Annotated in this window: 17 protein-coding genes; 6 read left to right on the plus strand and 11 right to left on the minus strand. The window is 70.3% G+C overall.

Features of this window, described 5'->3' with window-relative positions:
• Positions 1–80: 80 nt before the first annotated feature.
• Positions 81–314: a glucose PTS transporter subunit EIIB gene (locus tag IF655_RS17970; RefSeq protein ID WP_199585825.1), complete on the minus strand. Its 234-nt coding sequence runs from the start codon at positions 312–314 to the stop codon at positions 81–83.
• Positions 315–491: 177 nt separating this feature from the next.
• On the opposite strand from IF655_RS17970, the gene IF655_RS17975 reads away from it, so the two are divergent.
• A complete protein-coding gene (locus tag IF655_RS17975) occupies positions 492–1,739 on the plus strand; it encodes a PTS transporter subunit EIIC (protein ID WP_199585826.1) in 1,248 nt (415 codons plus the stop codon).
• 87 nt (positions 1,740–1,826) lie between these two features.
• Here the strand turns inward: IF655_RS17975 and IF655_RS17980 are convergent, their stop codons facing one another.
• Positions 1,827–2,579, minus strand: coding sequence for an MBL fold metallo-hydrolase (locus IF655_RS17980; protein WP_199585827.1), 753 nt, complete (start codon positions 2,577–2,579; stop codon positions 1,827–1,829).
• 219 nt (positions 2,580–2,798) lie between these two features.
• On the opposite strand from IF655_RS17980, the gene IF655_RS17985 reads away from it, so the two are divergent.
• The 3 genes from IF655_RS17985 (at position 2,799) to IF655_RS17995 (ending at position 5,186) form a co-directional block, all read left to right on the plus strand.
• Entirely contained in the window at positions 2,799–3,290 is a 492-nt protein-coding gene (locus tag IF655_RS17985; RefSeq protein ID WP_199585828.1) for a type II toxin-antitoxin system PemK/MazF family toxin, read from the plus strand.
• A 319-nt stretch (positions 3,291–3,609) separates the two neighbouring features.
• Positions 3,610–4,482 carry a 3-hydroxyacyl-CoA dehydrogenase family protein gene (locus tag IF655_RS17990; RefSeq protein WP_199585829.1) on the plus strand — a complete coding sequence of 291 codons (873 nt, stop codon included), beginning with the start codon at positions 3,610–3,612 and terminating at the stop codon, positions 4,480–4,482.
• Positions 4,483–4,568: 86 nt separating this feature from the next.
• Positions 4,569–5,186, plus strand: coding sequence for a TetR/AcrR family transcriptional regulator (locus IF655_RS17995; protein ID WP_199585830.1), 618 nt, complete (start codon positions 4,569–4,571; stop codon positions 5,184–5,186).
• Between the two features lie 8 nt (positions 5,187–5,194).
• On the opposite strand, the gene IF655_RS18000 is transcribed toward IF655_RS17995, so the two are convergent.
• The 8 genes from IF655_RS18000 to clpS all read right to left on the minus strand — a co-directional run bounded on the left by IF655_RS18000 (position 5,195) and on the right by clpS (position 12,706).
• Positions 5,195–5,638: a hypothetical protein gene (locus IF655_RS18000; RefSeq protein ID WP_199585831.1), complete on the minus strand. Its 444-nt coding sequence runs from the start codon at positions 5,636–5,638 to the stop codon at positions 5,195–5,197.
• Between the two features lie 142 nt (positions 5,639–5,780).
• Positions 5,781–7,595: a S53 family peptidase gene (locus IF655_RS18005; RefSeq protein WP_199585832.1), complete on the minus strand. Its 1,815-nt coding sequence runs from the start codon at positions 7,593–7,595 to the stop codon at positions 5,781–5,783.
• A gap of 336 nt (positions 7,596–7,931) precedes the next feature.
• Positions 7,932–8,882, minus strand: a complete 951-nt coding sequence (locus tag IF655_RS18010; RefSeq protein WP_199585833.1) for a PLP-dependent cysteine synthase family protein — start codon at positions 8,880–8,882, stop codon at positions 7,932–7,934.
• A 16-nt stretch (positions 8,883–8,898) separates the two neighbouring features.
• Positions 8,899–9,177: a MoaD/ThiS family protein gene (locus IF655_RS18015; RefSeq protein WP_018549662.1), complete on the minus strand. Its 279-nt coding sequence runs from the start codon at positions 9,175–9,177 to the stop codon at positions 8,899–8,901.
• Positions 9,178–9,352: 175 nt separating this feature from the next.
• Positions 9,353–9,775 carry a Mov34/MPN/PAD-1 family protein gene (locus IF655_RS18020; protein WP_199585834.1) on the minus strand — a complete coding sequence of 141 codons (423 nt, stop codon included), beginning with the start codon at positions 9,773–9,775 and terminating at the stop codon, positions 9,353–9,355.
• Positions 9,776–9,919: 144 nt separating this feature from the next.
• The gene (locus IF655_RS18025) at positions 9,920–11,338 is read right to left on the minus strand and encodes an amino acid permease (protein ID WP_199585835.1); all 1,419 of its coding nucleotides are present in this window, start codon (positions 11,336–11,338) and stop codon (positions 9,920–9,922) included.
• Between the two features lie 381 nt (positions 11,339–11,719).
• Positions 11,720–12,331, minus strand: a complete 612-nt coding sequence (locus IF655_RS18030) for a DUF2017 domain-containing protein (RefSeq protein ID WP_199585836.1) — start codon at positions 12,329–12,331, stop codon at positions 11,720–11,722.
• A 9-nt stretch (positions 12,332–12,340) separates the two neighbouring features.
• A complete protein-coding gene (gene clpS, locus IF655_RS18035; RefSeq protein WP_051095398.1) occupies positions 12,341–12,706 on the minus strand; it encodes an ATP-dependent Clp protease adapter ClpS in 366 nt (121 codons plus the stop codon).
• Between the two features lie 8 nt (positions 12,707–12,714).
• Here clpS and IF655_RS18040 point away from each other — a divergent pair, with 8 nt between their 5' ends.
• Positions 12,715–14,061 (plus strand): nicotinate phosphoribosyltransferase, encoded by a 1,347-nt coding sequence (locus tag IF655_RS18040; RefSeq protein WP_199585837.1) that lies wholly within the window; start codon positions 12,715–12,717, stop codon positions 14,059–14,061.
• Positions 14,062–14,154: 93 nt separating this feature from the next.
• Positions 14,155–14,748, plus strand: a complete 594-nt coding sequence (locus IF655_RS18045) for an isochorismatase family protein (protein ID WP_199585838.1) — start codon at positions 14,155–14,157, stop codon at positions 14,746–14,748.
• Positions 14,749–15,046: 298 nt separating this feature from the next.
• Here the strand turns inward: IF655_RS18045 and IF655_RS18050 are convergent, their stop codons facing one another.
• Positions 15,047–15,367, minus strand: coding sequence for a hypothetical protein (locus IF655_RS18050; protein ID WP_199585839.1), 321 nt, complete (start codon positions 15,365–15,367; stop codon positions 15,047–15,049).
• Positions 15,368–15,409 lie beyond the last annotated feature (42 nt).

A 15,409-nucleotide genomic window follows, 5' to 3' on the forward strand; every position in this document is an offset into this window, starting at 1 on the left:
GTCCCTTTCCCCCGCGGGCGCGACGAAGGGCTCCTTCCCGGTCGGGAGGGAAGGAGCCCCTGCGCGGCGAGCCGGTCGGCTCACATCATGTCTTCGATCTCCGCGGCGATCGGGTCGGCGTCGGTGCCGATGACGACCTGGATGGCGTTGCCCATCTTGACGACACCGTGGGCGCCCGCGGCCTTCAGGGCGGCGTCGTCGACCAGGGAGGCGTCGTGGACCTCGGTCCGCAGACGGGTGATGCAGCCCTCGATCTCGTCGATGTTGTCGATGCCGCCGAGCCCGGCGACGATCTTCTCAGCCTTGGTGGCCATGTTCCTTCTCCCTGATCCGAACCCATCGGAACCGCTGCTGGTCCGCAGACTGGTCTACACCACGCCCCGGAGCCCCGCCAAACCCCCCGGTTCTCACGGGTTCCTTATATCGACGCCATCGTGCTACAAACAGGTCTACACCACTGAGTGGTGTAGACCATCACCGATGGAGGACGTATGAGCACCGCCACCGCAGAGGCGGCCCCCGCAAAGAAGCGGGGATCGGGCCTGTTCCAGGGCCTGCAGAAGGTCGGCCGGAGCCTTCAGCTCCCGATCGCCGTACTGCCGGCGGCTGGCATCCTGCTCCGATTCGGCCAGCCCGATATTCACGACAAGCTGCATGTGCCCGCCAAGGTCACGGCGGTCTTCGCCACCGCGGGCGGCGCGCTCTTCGACAACCTGCCCCTTCTCTTCTGTGTCGGCGTCGCCATCGGCTTCGCCAAGAAGGCGGACGGTTCCACCGCGCTCGCCGCACTGGTCGGCTTCCTGGTGTACAGCAACGTCCTCAAGGCGTTCCCGGTCACCGAGGCGAAGGTCCAGAAGGGCGCGGACATCGCCGCGACCTACAATAACCCCGGCGTTCTCGGCGGCGTCATCATGGGTCTGCTGGCCGCCGTGCTCTGGCAGCGCTACCACCGCAAGCGGCTGGTCGACTGGCTCGGCTTCTTCAACGGGCGCCGTCTGGTGCCGATCATCATGGCTTTCGTCGGCACCCTGGTCGGTGTCGTCTTCGGTCTGATCTGGGAGCCGATCGGCGAGGGCATCTCGAACTTCGGCGAGTGGATGACGGGTCTGGGCGCCTTCGGTGCCGGTCTGTTCGGTCTGGTCAACCGTGCGCTGATCCCGGTCGGCATGCACCAGTTCGTGAACGCCGTCTCCTGGTTCCAGCTCGGTGACTTCAAGAACGCGGCCGGCGACATCGTCCACGGCGACCTGAACCGCTTCTTCGCCGGTGACCCGACCGCCGGACAGTTCATGTCGGGCTTCTTCCCGATCATGATGTTCGGTCTCCCGGCCGCCGCCCTCGCCATCGCGCACTCCGCCCGCCCCGAGCGCCGCAAGGCCGTGATGGGCATGATGATCTCCCTCGCCCTCACCTCCTTCGTGACCGGCGTGACGGAGCCCATCGAGTTCTCCTTCATGTTCATCGCGCCGGTGCTCTACGCGATCCACGCGGTGCTGACCGCCCTGTCCATGGCCATCACCTGGGCGCTGGGCGTGCACGCGGGCTTCACCTTCTCCGCCGGTGCCATCGACTACGTGCTGAACTGGAACCTGGCCACCAAGCCCTGGTTGATCATCCCGATCGGTCTGGTGTTCGCCGCGGTCTACTACGTGCTCTTCCGCTTCGCGATCACCAAGTTCGACCTGCCGACCCCGGGCCGTGAGCCCGAGGAGGAGGTGGAGGACCTCACCAAGGCGTGAGTCCTCCCCGCAGCGCGACGAAGGCCCCGGAGACCGATGAGGTCCCGGGGCCTTCGTCGCGCCGCGAGCGCGAAAGGCGCCGTGCGGCTACAGCTCGTACGTCGTGCGAGGCAGCGCCAGTTCCACCGGGCCCGCGTACGCCGCGCGGGCGTCCGCCAGGTTGACCTGGGGGTCGGTCCACGGGGGGATGTGGGTGAGGAGCAGGAGACCGGCGTTCGCGCGGGTCGCCGTCTCGCCGGCCTCGCGGCCGTTGAGGTGGAGGTCGGGGATGTTCTCCTTGCCGTGGGTGAAGGCGGCCTCGCACAGGAAGAGGTCGGTGTCCCGGGCCAGCTCGTCCAGCGCCTCGCACACGCCGGTGTCGCCGGAGTACGTCAGGGACTTGCCCGCGTGCTCGATGCGGATGGCGTACGCCTCCACCGGGTGCCGGACCCGCTCGGTGTGCACGGTGAACGGACCGATCTCGAAGGTGGACGGCTTGACCGTGTGGAAGTCGAAGACCTCGCTCATCGAGGACGCCGAGGGCGTGTCGGCGTAGGCGGTGGTCAGCCGGTGCTCGGTGCCCTCGGGGCCGTAGACCGGGATGGGGGCGCAGCGGCCGCCGTCGTACCGGTAGTAGCGCGCGACGAAGTAGGCGCACATGTCGATGCAGTGGTCGGCGTGCAGATGGCTGAGGAAGATCGCGTCGAGGTCGTAGAGACCGATGTGGCGCTGCAGCTCGCCGAGGGCGCCGTTGCCCATGTCGAGAAGCAACCGGAAGCCGTCGGCCTCGACGAGGTAGCTCGAACAGGCCGATTCCGCGGACGGGAACGACCCCGAGCAGCCGACGACGGTGAGCTTCATGAAGCAGAAACCTCCGTTGGCGGGGGACGGATGGGCGGATTACGGAAGGGCGGGGCGTGCGGTTCGTCGAGCGTAAGGCGCGAAAGCACGGGTCGCTCCTCCGCCCGGCGCCGTTGTGGGCGAACTCACCTGCGGTGTCACCGGTTCGGCTGGATCGGGGGCGCGTTGGGATGCGCCAAGGGCGCGCGAGGCGTGGCGCGCGCCGGTAACGTCGTCCTCATGGACACGTCCTGGTGGCTCGCGCTCGCGGCGGTGGTGCTGCTCGCGCTGGTCGCCACGCTGGTGGACGGCTGGGGGCGCGGTCACCGTCCGCGCAGACGGCGGTTGCGCCCGCCCGGTCGCCCCGCGCCGGGACCCCGCCCGGGCACCCGATCCCCGGACGGCGCGCGGACTCTGACGGACCGTCCGCGACCGGGCGACATCTGGTGGGCCGACGTGCCCTACGAAGACCGCCCGGACTCCAAGGACCGGCCGTGTCTGGTGCTGTCGGTGCGCGGTGACCGGGTCACGGTCGCGAAGATCACCAGCAAGTACCACGACCAGCGCGCCGGGGTCATCCCGCTGCCGCCCGGCTCGGTGGGCGACGCCCAGGGGCGCCCCAGCTTCCTGCGCACCGACGAGCTGCGCGAGGTCCGCGTGCGCGACTTCCGGCGCCGGGTGGGCGTCGTCGACCCCGCCCTGTGGGACCAGGTCCGCCACCTGGCGCGCTAGGGCCTGTCCGGCGGATCTTCGTGGAGCAGCCCGCGGCGTCTGGTGCGTGCTCTCGGCGTGCGCCCGGATCTCCCTCGTACTGGACGTACTCGGGTGATTCGGGCGTGCGGCGAGAGTGCGTGCCAGGCGTCGCGGGCCCACGAAGATCCACCGGACAGGCCCTAGGTCGCCCGGCGGAGCACCAGCCTGTCCCGAGTCCGGGACTCCCCTGCCCTCGGCACGCCCGCGCCATTTGCGTACACCATGTATCGGATGCACGATGTATTCGATACATGGTGTATCCGACAGGGGATGCATCCGCCCGCAGAGGAGCACGGCCATGTCCTTCACCCTTCCCGAAGACGTCGACGAGCGCCCGGTGACCGTCATCGGCGCCGGTACGCTCGGCCGCCGCATCGCGCTGATGTTCGCCGACCGGGGCGGCGAGGTCCGGGTGTACGACCCCTTCCCAGGCGCCGCCGACGCCGCCCGCGCCTGGGTCGGGGAGCACCTTCCCGAGGTCGCCGCCTCCGTCCTCGGCGGGGCGCCCGGGAAGGTCGTCGCGAGCGAGGACCTCGCGGCGGCGCTGGCCGGGAGCTGGCTCGTGGTGGAGGCGGTGCCGGAGAAGCTGGAGCTGAAGAAGCAGGTGTTCGGCGACCTGGACCGGCTCGCGGACCCGGACGCGATCCTGGCCAGCAACTCCTCGTCGTACCCCACCCGGCAGTTCACCGACCGGGTGCGTGAGCCGGAGCGCGTGGTGAACATGCACTTCTACATGCCGCCCGAGCAGCCCGCCGTGGACCTGATGTCCAGCGGCAGCACCGACCGCGCGGTCCTCGATCTGCTGCTGCGGGTGCTGCCGGAGTACGGGATCTTCCCCTTCGAGGCGCGCCGCGAGAGCACCGGTTTCATCTTCAACCGGGTCTGGGCGGCCATCAAGCGGGAGGCGCTGTCCGTCGTCGCGGAGGGCGTCGCGACCCCGCAGGAGGTGGACCGGATGTGGCAGATCAACATGCACACCCCCGCCGGTCCGTTCCGGATGATGGACCGGGTCGGACTGGACGTCGTCCTCGACATCGAGGAGCACTACGCCGCCGAGCGCCCCGGTCTGCCCACCGGACCCCGCGATCTGCTGCGGACCTACGTCGACGCCGGACACCTCGGCGTGAAGACCGGTCGCGGCTTCTACGACGACTACGGCACCGGGAGCTGAGCCCCCGCGCGCACCGCCGGAGCGGGAGCCCGGACACTGGAGTCCGGCAACGCCCGCCGCCCCGCTGCCGTACGAAAGGTTCCGCCGTGCCCAAGTCACCCACCAAGCGCCGCCCGCTGACCCGCGCCGGGCTGATGGAGAGCGCGCTGGCCCTGTTCACCGAGCGGGGCTTCCACGCCACCTCGATCAGCGACATCGTCGAGCGGGCGGGGCTGACGCGCGGCGCCTTCTACTCCAACTACCGTGACAAGGAAGAGCTGTTCCTCGCCCTGTACGACGCGCACACCGACCGGCTGCTGGCCAGGCTGGCGGAGGCGGGGTCCGGTCTGGAGGCGGAGGGCGATCCGGTCGCGCGGTTCCTGGACCGGATCGGGCAGAGCCCCGAGGAGCGGGGCTGGTTCCTGGTGTCGATGGAGTTCACCCTGCACGCCGCCCGTGACCCCGGGACCGCGCGGGCGCTCGCCGTGCACGAGGAGCGGCTGACCCAGGGGCTCGCCCGACTGGTCGCCCGCGCGCTCGCGGCCACCGGACGGCAGGCAGCGGTGCCCACCGAGGACCTGACCCGGCTGGTGGTCGCCCTGTCCGAGGGTCTGACCGCGCTCCAGTTGATCCAGAGCACCCGCGACGACGCCGTCCAGGGTCTGGCCCGCCGGGTCACCCCGCATCTGATCGAGGCGCTGACCGAACCGGCTGCCGGGAGCTAGGGCCTGTCCTAGCCGATCCGCACGGTGACCCGGAACTCCTGGATGCCCTTGCAGGAGACGCCGCCCGGCTTGGTGGGCTGCGCGCACAGGGGGCGGCTGGAGGTCAGGTGGACGGTGCCGGTGGCGGCGGCGCGGTAGGCGGCGGTGGCGTCGCCGGGCTGGAGCACGATCCCGGCGTTGATCGCGGTCAGCGCGTGACCGCTCGTCCGGACCGGCTCCCAGGGGCGGGACCTGGTGCCGTCGAGGGTGAGCCGCAGCTCGCCGCCCCGCTTGAGGCACACCGTCTTCCCCGCGGCGGCGGAGGTCAGCCGCACCTGGTCCGCGCAGCCGCCCGGGCGCGAGGGGACGGCGGACGGCTTGGTCGACGCCGAGGGCGTGGACTCGCCCCCGCAGCCCGCGAGCAGCAGGAGCAGGGCCGTCGCCGCGAGGGCGCGGGACGTCGTACGGCGCATGGGGTCCGCCTCTCCGTCGTGTCCGGTGCCGCTCGGCACCGCTGGTGATGTGACGTACCACCGGCGCGATCGGCTCCCCGCAAACGCGCGCGTCCCGCGCGCGGACGGCTTCCGCGCGCGGGACCAAAGGTGCTGGTGCGGTTCAGCTCGTGGTGACGGCGGTGTCGTCCACGACGAAGCTGGTCTGCTGCGAGGAGTCCTCGACGCCGCTGAACTTCACGGTGACCGTCTGGCCCGCGAAGGACGACAGGTCGAAGGTCTTCTGCGCGTACCCGGAGGCGGCGTTGACGTTGGAGTACGTCGCCAGGGTGGTCGAACCGGCGGTCACGGTCAGCTTGTCGTACGCGGTGCTGCCCGTCTCGGCGGTGTCGATGTGCAGGTAGAAGGTGAAGCTGGCCTTGCAGCCCGCGGGGATCGTCACCGACTGGGAGAGCGTGTCGGTGTGCGACGAGCCGTAGCCGTCGAGCCACGCCTTGTACGAACCGGCGTGCGCCGCCTCGCCGCTGTCGGAGTTGATGACCCCGCTGCTGGCGGACCAGGTGGTGTTGCCGGACTCGAAGCCGGGGTTGCCGAGCAACTGCGCCGAGGTGCAGGTGCCGCCGCCCCCGCCACCGCTGGAGCCGCCGGAGGTGAAGGCGGCGGTGCCGTTGGGGGTGCCCCAGCCGGTCGGACCGTCGTAACCGGCGCGCGCGGTGCAGAAGTACGAGGTGGAGCAGGAGCCGTTGCTGCCGCTGGTCACGTCGTTGAGGTTCGCGGTGTGGTTGTAGGGGTACTGCGCCGGGTAGTCCGAGGCGCCCGGGGTGCCCGCGAGGGCGTAGACACCGGCGATGATCGGGGCGGAGGCGCTGGTGCCGCCGTAGACCGCCCAGCCGGAGCCGCCGTAGGTGTCGTAGACGGCGACGCCGGTGGCCGGGTCGGCGACGGCGGAGACGTCGGACTCCATGCGCTTGGCGCAGCTCGTGTCGGTCTGCCAGGCGGGCTTCGGGTCGTAGGCGGAGCAGCCGGAGCCGGTGCCCTCGGTGGAGCTGGTGTGCCAGACGGACTCGCTCCAGCCGCGGGAGTTGGACGCGGTGGTGAGCGCGGTGCCGCCGACGGCGGTCACGTACTGCGAGGTCGCCGGGTACTCGGCGCCGTAGCCCTCGTCACCGGCGGAGACGGTGATGGCGACGCCGGGGTGCTTGAAGTACTGGGTGTCCTCGGTGGTCTGGGAGGAGGACTCGCTGCCGCCCCAACTGTTGGAGACGAACTTGGCGCCCAGCGCGACGGCCTCGTTCTCGGCCTTGCCGAGGTCGGTGTCGTTCGCGGAGCTGGCCTCGACCAGGATGATGTTGCAGTTGGGGCAGACCGCGCTGACCATGTCGATGTCCAGCGCCTCCTCACCCGCCCAGCCCTTGTCGTTGGTGGGCAGCGAGGTGGTGGAGCCGGTCTGGGAGACCTGCTTGAAGCAGCCGTTGGCCTTGGTGCAGGCGGACAGACCGTAGGTGGAGCGGTAGGTGGCGAGGTCCGCCTCGGCGTTGGGGTCGTTGTAGGCGTCGACCACCGCGACGGTCAGCCCCGAGCCGCCGGTGGAGGGCAGGGCGTAGGCGCTGTGCAGGTTGGCCGGGGAGAGGCCGGAGGGGGTGGCGGCGGCGACCGCGGAGGCGAGCCGCTGCTTGATGTCGGTGCGGCGCTGGGCGAAGCAGGACGCCTGGCCCGCCTTCGCGGTGGCGCACAGATGGGTGGTCGGGACCTTCTGGCCGGCCTTGCCGGTGGTGTGGAAGGTCTGCCGGTCCGGGTCGGTCAGCGCCTTGTGGTTCTGGGTGGTGCGCGAGGCGTGGGAGGTGGCCGGGGCGGTGGTGCCGGCCGAGGCCGTGGGGGCCGCGGTGAATCCGGCGACGGAGAGGGCGAGTGCGGGGAGGGCGACGGCGAGGAGTCTGGACAGACTCCGTCTCCGCCCGCCGGTGCGTGACTCACGCATGGGGAACTGCCTCCATGGGAAGTGGGGTTCTCGCACTGGATTGGCAGGCACGTGACGCGCGTAGCGGCGGCAGAGCGCGCGGTCATGGGCATGACACTCTCAGACGTCCGGCATGTCGATGAGCGTGACATGACAGGTCGCGGGAGGAACGTAGCCCCGGGGCGCGGACGCCCGGCAGTACCGCAGGGAATTCTTTGCCCCGCCATAGAAAGCGGTTGGCCCCCTCATAGGAGGGGGCTGACGCGATCTTGTGCGCCTCCCGGGTTTGACCGGAAGGAGCCTTGTGGCAGGTGGTCTTGAGGCGGGCGGTCTTGAGGCGGGTGGTCTTGAGGCGGGTCAGGCCCAGAGCTGGCCGTGCAGCGCCTCGACCGCCTCTTCTGTGGTCGCGGCGGTGTAGACGCCGGTGGAGAGGTACTTCCAGCCGCCGTCGGCGACCACGAACACGATGTCCGCGCTCTCCCCCGCCTTGACCGCCTTGCGCCCGACCCCAATCGCCGCGTGCAGCACGGCGCCGGTGGAGACGCCCGCGAAGATGCCCTCCTGCTGGAGGAGTTCCCGGGTACGGGCCACCGCGTCCGCCGAGCCGACGGAGAACCGGGTGGTGAGCACCGAGGCGTCGTACAGCTCGGGCACGAAGCCCTCGTCGAGGTTGCGCAGCCCGTAGACCAGGTCGTCGTAGCGCGGCTCGGCGGCGACGATCCTCACGTCCGGCTTCTGCTCGCGCAGATAGCGGCCGACGCCCATCAGGGTGCCGGTGGTGCCGAGCCCCGCCACGAAGTGGGTGACCGAGGGCAGGTCGGCGAGGATCTCGGGTCCGGTGGTGGCGTAGTGGGCGCCCGCGTTGTCCGGGTTGCCGTACTGGTAGAGCATCACCCAGTCGGGGTGCTCCGCCGCCAGCTCCTTGGCCACGCGCACGGCGGTGTTGGAGCCGCCCGCCGCCGGGGAGGAGATGATCTCCGCGCCCCACATGGCGAGCAGGTCACGGCGCTCCTGCGAGGTGTTCTCCGGCATGACGCAGACCATCCGGTAGCCCTTGAGCTTGGCGGCCATGGCGAGCGAGATGCCGGTGTTGCCCGAGGTGGGCTCCAGGATCGTGCAGCCCGGGGTGAGCCGGCCGTCCTTCTCCGCCTGCTCGATCATGTGCAGCGCGGGGCGGTCCTTGACCGAGCCGGTGGGGTTGCGGTCCTCCAGCTTGGCCCAGAGGCGGACGTCGGGGGACGGCGAGAGCCGCGGCAGACGCACCAGAGGGGTGTCGCCCACCGCGGCCAGCGGGGAGTCGTAGCGCATGGAGCCCGACGACCGATCAGACCATCCCACCGGCGACCGCCGGCAGGATCGTCACGGTGTCGCCGTCGGACAGCTTGGTGTCGATGCCGTCCACGAAGCGCACGTCCTCGTCGTTCAGGTAGACGTTCACGAACCGGCGCAACTGACCGGCGTCGACCACCCGGTCCCGGATGCCCGCGTGCCGGGTCTCCAGGTCGGCGAACAGCTCGGCGAGGGTCGCCCCGGCGCCCTCGACCGCCTTCTGGCCGTCGGTGTACTGGCGGAGGATGGTGGGGATGCGGACCTCGATGGCCATGGTTGCGGGCTCCTGTCGGAAGGGGTCGTCGGGGCTGCGGGCTCGCTACGTCCACCGCGGACGTCGGCGGTGGGCCCACACCACGGTCAGAACCATGAGCTCATCGTATCGATTCCCGGACCGCCGCCCGGAAGGTGTTCCCACATGCCGGACATTTTCCGACCGCGATGTGAGATCAGTACGCCTCGACGACCTTGATCTCCTCTTCGGTGACCTCGCCGTCCAGGATGCGGAAGGAACGGAACTGGAAATCGCCGAGCCCGTCGGCGTCCGCCGTGGAGACCAGGACGTAGTGGGCGCCGGGCTCGTTGGCGTAGCCGATGTCGGTGCGCGAGGGGTACGCCTCGGTCGCGGTGTGGGAGTGGTAGACGATCACCGGCTCCTCGTCGCGGTCGTCCATCTCCCGGTAGAGCTTGAGCAGGTCCTGCGAGTCGAACTCGTAGAACGTGGGCGAGCGTGCCGCGTTCAGCATCGGGACGAAGCGCTCGGGGCGGTCGGTGCCCTCCGGTCCCGCGACCACGCCGCACGCCTCGTCGGGGTGGTCCGCGCGGGCGTGGGCGACGATCTTGTCGTACAGGTCCTGGGTGATGGTCAGCATGGTCGCCAGGATAGGAGCATGGGCCGTCCCGTACCGAGGTGCGGTACGGGACGGCCCACATGGCGGACGCCCTGAGCGGCGGCCGGCGGGAGTGCCACGAGTACTCCCGACGGCCGGGCGTCCTGGATGGTCCTGTCGGTGGGGTCAGCCCACCTTCTCCAGAGCGGGTTCGTCGCGCTCCCCGGTCTGCGGCGTACGCGACTTCATGACGAACCAGCCGATGCCGAGGGCGACGGCCCAGACCGCCATCACGTACAGGCAGATGCGGGAGTCGGCATCGTACGCGATCAAGCCCGTGACGAAGAGCAGGAAGGCGATCGCGATGTACGAGCACACCGAGCCGCCCGGCGCCGGGAAGGACGAGGCGGGCAGCTTGCCCGCGACGACCTTGCGGCGGTAGAGCACATGGCTGATCAGGATCATCAGCCAGGTCCAGATGCCCGCGGCGGTGGCGATGGAGGTGACGTAGCCGAACGCCTTCGCCGGGACGACGTAGTTCAGGACCACGCCGATGCCCATGAAGAGCACCGAGACGGTGACACCGATCGCCGGGGTCTTGGAGGACGACAGGCGGGAGAAGATCTTCGGCGCCTCGCCGCTGTCCGCCAGGGTGCGCAGCATGCGTCCCGTGGAGTACATGCCGGAGTTGCAGGAGGAGAGCGCGGCGGTCAGGACGACGAAGTTGACGATGCCCGCGCCCGCCGGGATGCCGATCTCCGCGAACGCCTTCACGAACGGGCTGACACCCGCCGAGAACTCGGTCCACTTGACCACGCACAGGATCACGGTCAGGGCGCCGACGTAGAAGAGGGCGATGCGCCAGGGCAGCGTGTTGATCGCCTTCGGCAGGGTCTTCTCGGGGTCCTCGGACTCGCCCGCGGTGACGCCGACCAGCTCGACGGCGAGGTAGGCGAACATGACGCCCTGGAGCGTCATCAGGGAAGAACCGATTCCCTTGGGGAAGAAGCCGTCGAACGCGTAGAGGTTCGAGACGGAGGCGGTGTCACCGGCGGCGCTGAAGCCGAAGGTCAGCACGCCGAGACCGATCACGATCATGCCGATCAGGGCGGTGACCTTGACCATCGAGAACCAGAACTCCAGCTCGCCGAAGAGCTTCACGGAGATCAGGTTGACGCCGAACAGCACCACCAGGAAGACCAGCGCGGTGACCCACCGCGGGACGCCCGGGAACCAGTAGTCGACGTAGATCGCGGCAGCCGTCAGCTCGGCCATGCCGGTCACGACCCACATCAGCCAGTACGTCCAGCCGGTGAAGTAACCGAAGAAGGGGCCGAGGAACTCGCGCGAGTACTCGGCGAACGAACCGGAGACCGGGCGGTAGAGCAGCAGCTCGCCCAGGGCCCGCATGATGAAGAAGATGATCGCGCCCGCGAGGGCGTACATGAGGATCAGACTGGGACCGGCCTTGGCGATGTTCGCCCCGGCTCCCAGGAACAGGCCGACGCCGACCGCGCCGCCGATGGCGATCATCTGGACCTGGCGGCTGCCGAGTCCTCGCTCGTACCCCTCCTCAGGGGCTTCGGTGACCTTCTCAGAGGCCATGGTGGTGCGCCTTTCTCCATGCCGACCCGCGGCCGGTCAGCGGCCTCGGATCGGGTTTCGATCCCCCCGGAACTGATGGAGCTGGGCGGGTTGCGAGCCCGCCCGTGCCTGGCCGGCGGTCGCCGGCTCGGTGGCGCACCCGGTCGAACATGGGTGGTGTTCGCCGGGCGGTCGTGAAGATTTATCACGACCGCAACAATGATCACAGGGGGTCCGTGTGGCGCATCACACTGGAAGAAGCGGACAAAGAGCGCGCGAACAGGACATACCAGGCCGCAACGGTGACGCGATCGTTATCCGGATTTGAGCGTCCTCTGAGCGAACACAAAATCCGGCGGATCGTTACAAACGGCTACGGCAACAGGGTTACGGCAGCGGGGTTTACGGCAGCAGCGTGGAGACGAGCGTCTCCTGGAGCCCGCCGAGCCAGAGGTAGGCGAGCACCATCGGCTTGCGCGGATCGTGGTCCGGGAGGTGGTACAGCGGATCGGTGTCGTCCTCGTCGGTGATCTCCAGCCGGGCGCCGATCGCGAGCCGGAGGTCGTTGAGCGCGGTCAGCCACTGCCGGGACTCGTCCGGGGAGAGCTTCAGCACCGCCACGCCCTCGTCCGCCGCCGCCGAGGCGGGGGCGTCCAGGGTGCGGATCACCGCGAGCGCGTTCTCCCGCTTGCCCGCGCGCAGGTCGTTCTCGGTGTAGCGGCGGAACTCGGCGGAGTGCTCCTCGCGCTCGGCCGCCTCCGCGGCGGTGTCCGGCTCCCGCTCGGGGTCGGTGTAGGCGTCCGGGAAGAGCCGGCGCAGCACCGGGTCGCTCGGCGGCTCGCTCGGGCCCTCGGCGAACAGCCCGGCCAGCGGGTCGGCGGAGGCGTCCTCGGCGGGACCGGGACCGATCAGCTCCAGGAGCTGCACGGCCAGGGACCGGATGATGGAGATCTCGACGTCGTCGAGCGCGACGGCCGCGCCGCCGCCGGGGAGCGGTTCGAAGTGTCCGGGCATGTGTCTGGGTTACTTCCGGTCCTGCTGGAGGGTGGCCCACAGACCGTAGCCGTGCATCGCCTGCACGTCGCGTTCCATCTCCTCGCGGCTGCCGCTGGAGACGACCGCCCGGCCCTTGTGGTGGACGTCGAGCATGAGCTTGGTGGCCTTGTCCTTGGGATAGCCGAAGTACGTCTGGAAGACGTACGTCACATAGCTCATGAGGTTGACCGGGTCGTTGTGGACGATCGTGACCCAGGGGACGTCGGGCTCGGGTACGGCGAAGACCTCCTCCGCCGACTCGGTGCGTTCGATCTCTACGGGAGCGGGTGACGTCACACAGCAATGCTGCCACGTGCCCCAGAAATCGTCACACTGACGAAATGGGAGTACCATCGCTCCCCATGAACGCAGCGGACCTTGGGCTGCCGGTCGACGTCCCCTCGACGGCGCTCTTCACGGACCAGTACGAGCTGACCATGCTGCAGGCCGCCCTGCGGGCCGGAACGGCCGAGCGGCGCAGTGTGTTCGAGGTCTTCACCCGGCGACTGCCCGACGGGCGCCGGTACGGAGTCGTCGCGGGCACCGGGCGGGTGCTGGACGCGGTGACGAACTTCCGTTTCGACGCGCCCATGCTCGACTTCCTGCGCGAGCGGGAGATCGTCGACGCGGCGACCCTCGACTGGCTCGCGGACTACCGCTTCCGGGGCGACATCTGGGGCTACCCCGAGGGCGAGGTGTACTTCCCCGGCTCGCCGGTGCTGCGGGTCGAGGGCAGCTTCGCGGAGTGCGTGCTGCTGGAGACGGTGATCCTCTCGATCCTCAACCACGACTCGGCCATCGCGGCGGCCGCCTCGCGCATGTCCTCCGCCGCCGGTGACCGGCCGCTGATCGAGATGGGCGCCCGGCGCACGCACGAGCTGGCCGCCGTGGCCGCCGCGCGCGCCGCCTACATCGGCGGCTTCGCCACCACCTCCGACCTCGCCGCGGGCTTCCGCTACGGCATCCCGACCGTCGGCACCTCCGCGCACGCCTTCACCCTGCTCCACGACCACGAGCGGGACGCCTTCCGCGCCCAGGTCGACGCGCTGGGCGCGGGGACGACGCTGCTGGTGGACACCTACGACGTCGCCGAGGCGGTGCGTCTGGCGGTGGAGGTGGCCGGGACCGATCTGGGCGCGGTGCGGATCGACTCCGGGGATCTGCTGCTGGTCGCGCACCGGGTGCGGCGGCAGCTCGACGAGCTGGGGGCGGTCAAGACGCGCATCGTCGTCACCTCGGACCTGGACGAGTACGCGATCGCCTCGCTGGCGGCGGCGCCCGTGGACGCGTACGGGGTGGGCACGCAGCTCGTGACCGGCTCCGGGCATCCGACCTGCTCGATGGTCTACAAGCTGGTCGCGCGCGCCGAGTCCGCGGACCCCGCCGCGCCGCTGGTGCCGGTGGCGAAGAAGTCCAGCGGCGGCAAGACCTCCATCGGCGGGCGCAAGTGGGCGGCGCGGCGGCTGGACGGCTCCGGGATCGCGGAGGCGGAGGTCGTGGGCACGGGTGCGGTGCCGGACGAGCTGGCGGACCGGCAGTTGCTGGTCGAGCTGGTCAAGGGCGGCGAGGTGATCGCCCGCGAGCCGCTGGACGTGGCCCGTGACCGGCACAGCGCCGCCCGCGCGAACCTGCCGCTGTCGGCGACCCAGCTCTCCCGGGGGGAGCCGGTCCTTCCGACGGAGTACGTGCACCTGGGCTCGGGTAGCTAGAGCGGGACCGCTGTACGCCGTTCACGCCCTCTCCCGCCGGAGCCCGGAAGTCTCTAGGCTCGATTCCTTGGACCCCACTCGAAGGACACCAGCATGCGCCGCGCCTTGATCGTCGTAGACGTGCAGAACGACTTCTGCGAGGGGGGCAGTCTCGCGGTGGCCGGGGGCGCCGACGTGGCCGCCGCCGTCACCGAGCTGATCGGCCAGGCGGCCGGCTCCGGCTACCGGCACGTGGTGGCCACCCGCGACCACCACATCGCCCCCGGCGGCCACTTCGCCGACAACCCCGACTACGTCCACTCCTGGCCCGCCCACTGCGTCGCCGGCACCGAGGGCGTCGGCTTCCACCCCAACTTCGCCCCCGCGGTCGCCTCCGGCGCGGTCGACGCGGTCTTCGACAAGGGCGCGTACTCCGCCGCCTACAGCGGGTTCGAAGGCGCCGACGAAAACGGCACGGACCTCGCCTCCTGGCTCCGGGAACGGGGCGTGGAGGAGGTCGACGTGGTGGGCATCGCCACCGACCACTGCGTGCGGGCTACCGCCCTGGACGCGGCGCGGGAAGGCTTCCGAACCCACGTCCTCCTGGACCTCACCGCAGGCGTGTCCCAGGAAACAACAGACCGCGCCCTGGAATCCCTGCGGGAAGCCGGAGTAAAGCTGACGGGCAAGCCGGTGGTCAGCGGCTGAGGACTCCGTCCGACGTGCGGGTACGCGGTGGCTGGTCGCGCAGTTCCCCGCGCCCCTTTGGGGTGGGACCAGCGACGTCGGTCAGCAGGAGCCCCCGTTGTCACTGGCCGACGGAACCGGTCCCACCCACGGGGCGCGGGGAACTGCGCGACCAGCCACAACGCACCCGCACCCGACAACGCACCTCACCCCTCGACAGAACCGCCGGGTCACCTGGCAGCCGACGGAACCGGTCCCACCCAAGGGGCGCGGGGAACTACGCGACCGGCCACAACGCACCCGCAGCCGACGGCGGACCTCACCGCCCCGGCAAAACCGCAGGTCGTAGGAGGGAGCGGATGGGGCGCCACAGGCCGGAGGGCGACGTGCCGTCCAGGGGGGTCGTGCGCCAGACCAGGCCGTCCGGGTGGTGGAGGACCGCCGTGATCTCGTCCGGGGTGGGAGGCGCCGTGTTCCCCCGGAGGTACACCGCTCGGAGACCGAGGTTGCGCAGGCGGGTCAGGGCGCGAGCCCGGTTGCGGGCGTGCACCAGGACGCGGACCCCGGCGGAGCCGTGCGGCAGGTTGAGCGCCACCACCACCGTGCCGTTCGGCAGTCTGCTGAAGCCTCCTGCGGCCATGCGGTCACATCCCCGTTCCGTCCGGTGTCAATAAGCCGTCCA

The organism is Streptomyces sp. DSM 110735 (genome assembly GCF_016482685.1).
Taxonomy (GTDB): Bacteria; Actinomycetota; Actinomycetes; order Streptomycetales; family Streptomycetaceae; genus Streptomyces.

What these genes read in the sequence shown, in the direction of transcription:
- IF655_RS17970 (WP_199585825.1), bottom strand. Translation starts at nt 314, where the DNA reads ATGGCCACCAAGGCTGAGAAGATCGTCGCCGGGCTCGGCGGCATCGAC.
- IF655_RS17975 (WP_199585826.1), top strand. Translation starts at nt 492, where the DNA reads ATGAGCACCGCCACCGCAGAGGCGGCCCCCGCAAAGAAGCGGGGATCG.
- IF655_RS17980 (WP_199585827.1), bottom strand. Translation starts at nt 2,579, where the DNA reads ATGAAGCTCACCGTCGTCGGCTGCTCGGGGTCGTTCCCGTCCGCGGAA.
- IF655_RS17985 (WP_199585828.1), top strand. Translation starts at nt 2,799, where the DNA reads ATGGACACGTCCTGGTGGCTCGCGCTCGCGGCGGTGGTGCTGCTCGCG.
- IF655_RS17990 (WP_199585829.1), top strand. Translation starts at nt 3,610, where the DNA reads ATGTCCTTCACCCTTCCCGAAGACGTCGACGAGCGCCCGGTGACCGTC.
- IF655_RS18000 (WP_199585831.1), bottom strand. Translation starts at nt 5,638, where the DNA reads ATGCGCCGTACGACGTCCCGCGCCCTCGCGGCGACGGCCCTGCTCCTG.
- IF655_RS18005 (WP_199585832.1), bottom strand. Translation starts at nt 7,595, where the DNA reads ATGCGTGAGTCACGCACCGGCGGGCGGAGACGGAGTCTGTCCAGACTC.
- IF655_RS18010 (WP_199585833.1), bottom strand. Translation starts at nt 8,882, where the DNA reads ATGCGCTACGACTCCCCGCTGGCCGCGGTGGGCGACACCCCTCTGGTG.
- IF655_RS18015 (WP_018549662.1), bottom strand. Translation starts at nt 9,177, where the DNA reads ATGGCCATCGAGGTCCGCATCCCCACCATCCTCCGCCAGTACACCGAC.
- IF655_RS18020 (WP_199585834.1), bottom strand. Translation starts at nt 9,775, where the DNA reads ATGCTGACCATCACCCAGGACCTGTACGACAAGATCGTCGCCCACGCC.
- IF655_RS18025 (WP_199585835.1), bottom strand. Translation starts at nt 11,338, where the DNA reads ATGGCCTCTGAGAAGGTCACCGAAGCCCCTGAGGAGGGGTACGAGCGA.
- IF655_RS18030 (WP_199585836.1), bottom strand. Translation starts at nt 12,331, where the DNA reads ATGCCCGGACACTTCGAACCGCTCCCCGGCGGCGGCGCGGCCGTCGCG.
- clpS (WP_051095398.1), bottom strand. Translation starts at nt 12,706, where the DNA reads ATGGTACTCCCATTTCGTCAGTGTGACGATTTCTGGGGCACGTGGCAG.
- IF655_RS18040 (WP_199585837.1), top strand. Translation starts at nt 12,715, where the DNA reads ATGAACGCAGCGGACCTTGGGCTGCCGGTCGACGTCCCCTCGACGGCG.
- IF655_RS18045 (WP_199585838.1), top strand. Translation starts at nt 14,155, where the DNA reads ATGCGCCGCGCCTTGATCGTCGTAGACGTGCAGAACGACTTCTGCGAG.
- IF655_RS18050 (WP_199585839.1), bottom strand. Translation starts at nt 15,367, where the DNA reads ATGGCCGCAGGAGGCTTCAGCAGACTGCCGAACGGCACGGTGGTGGTG.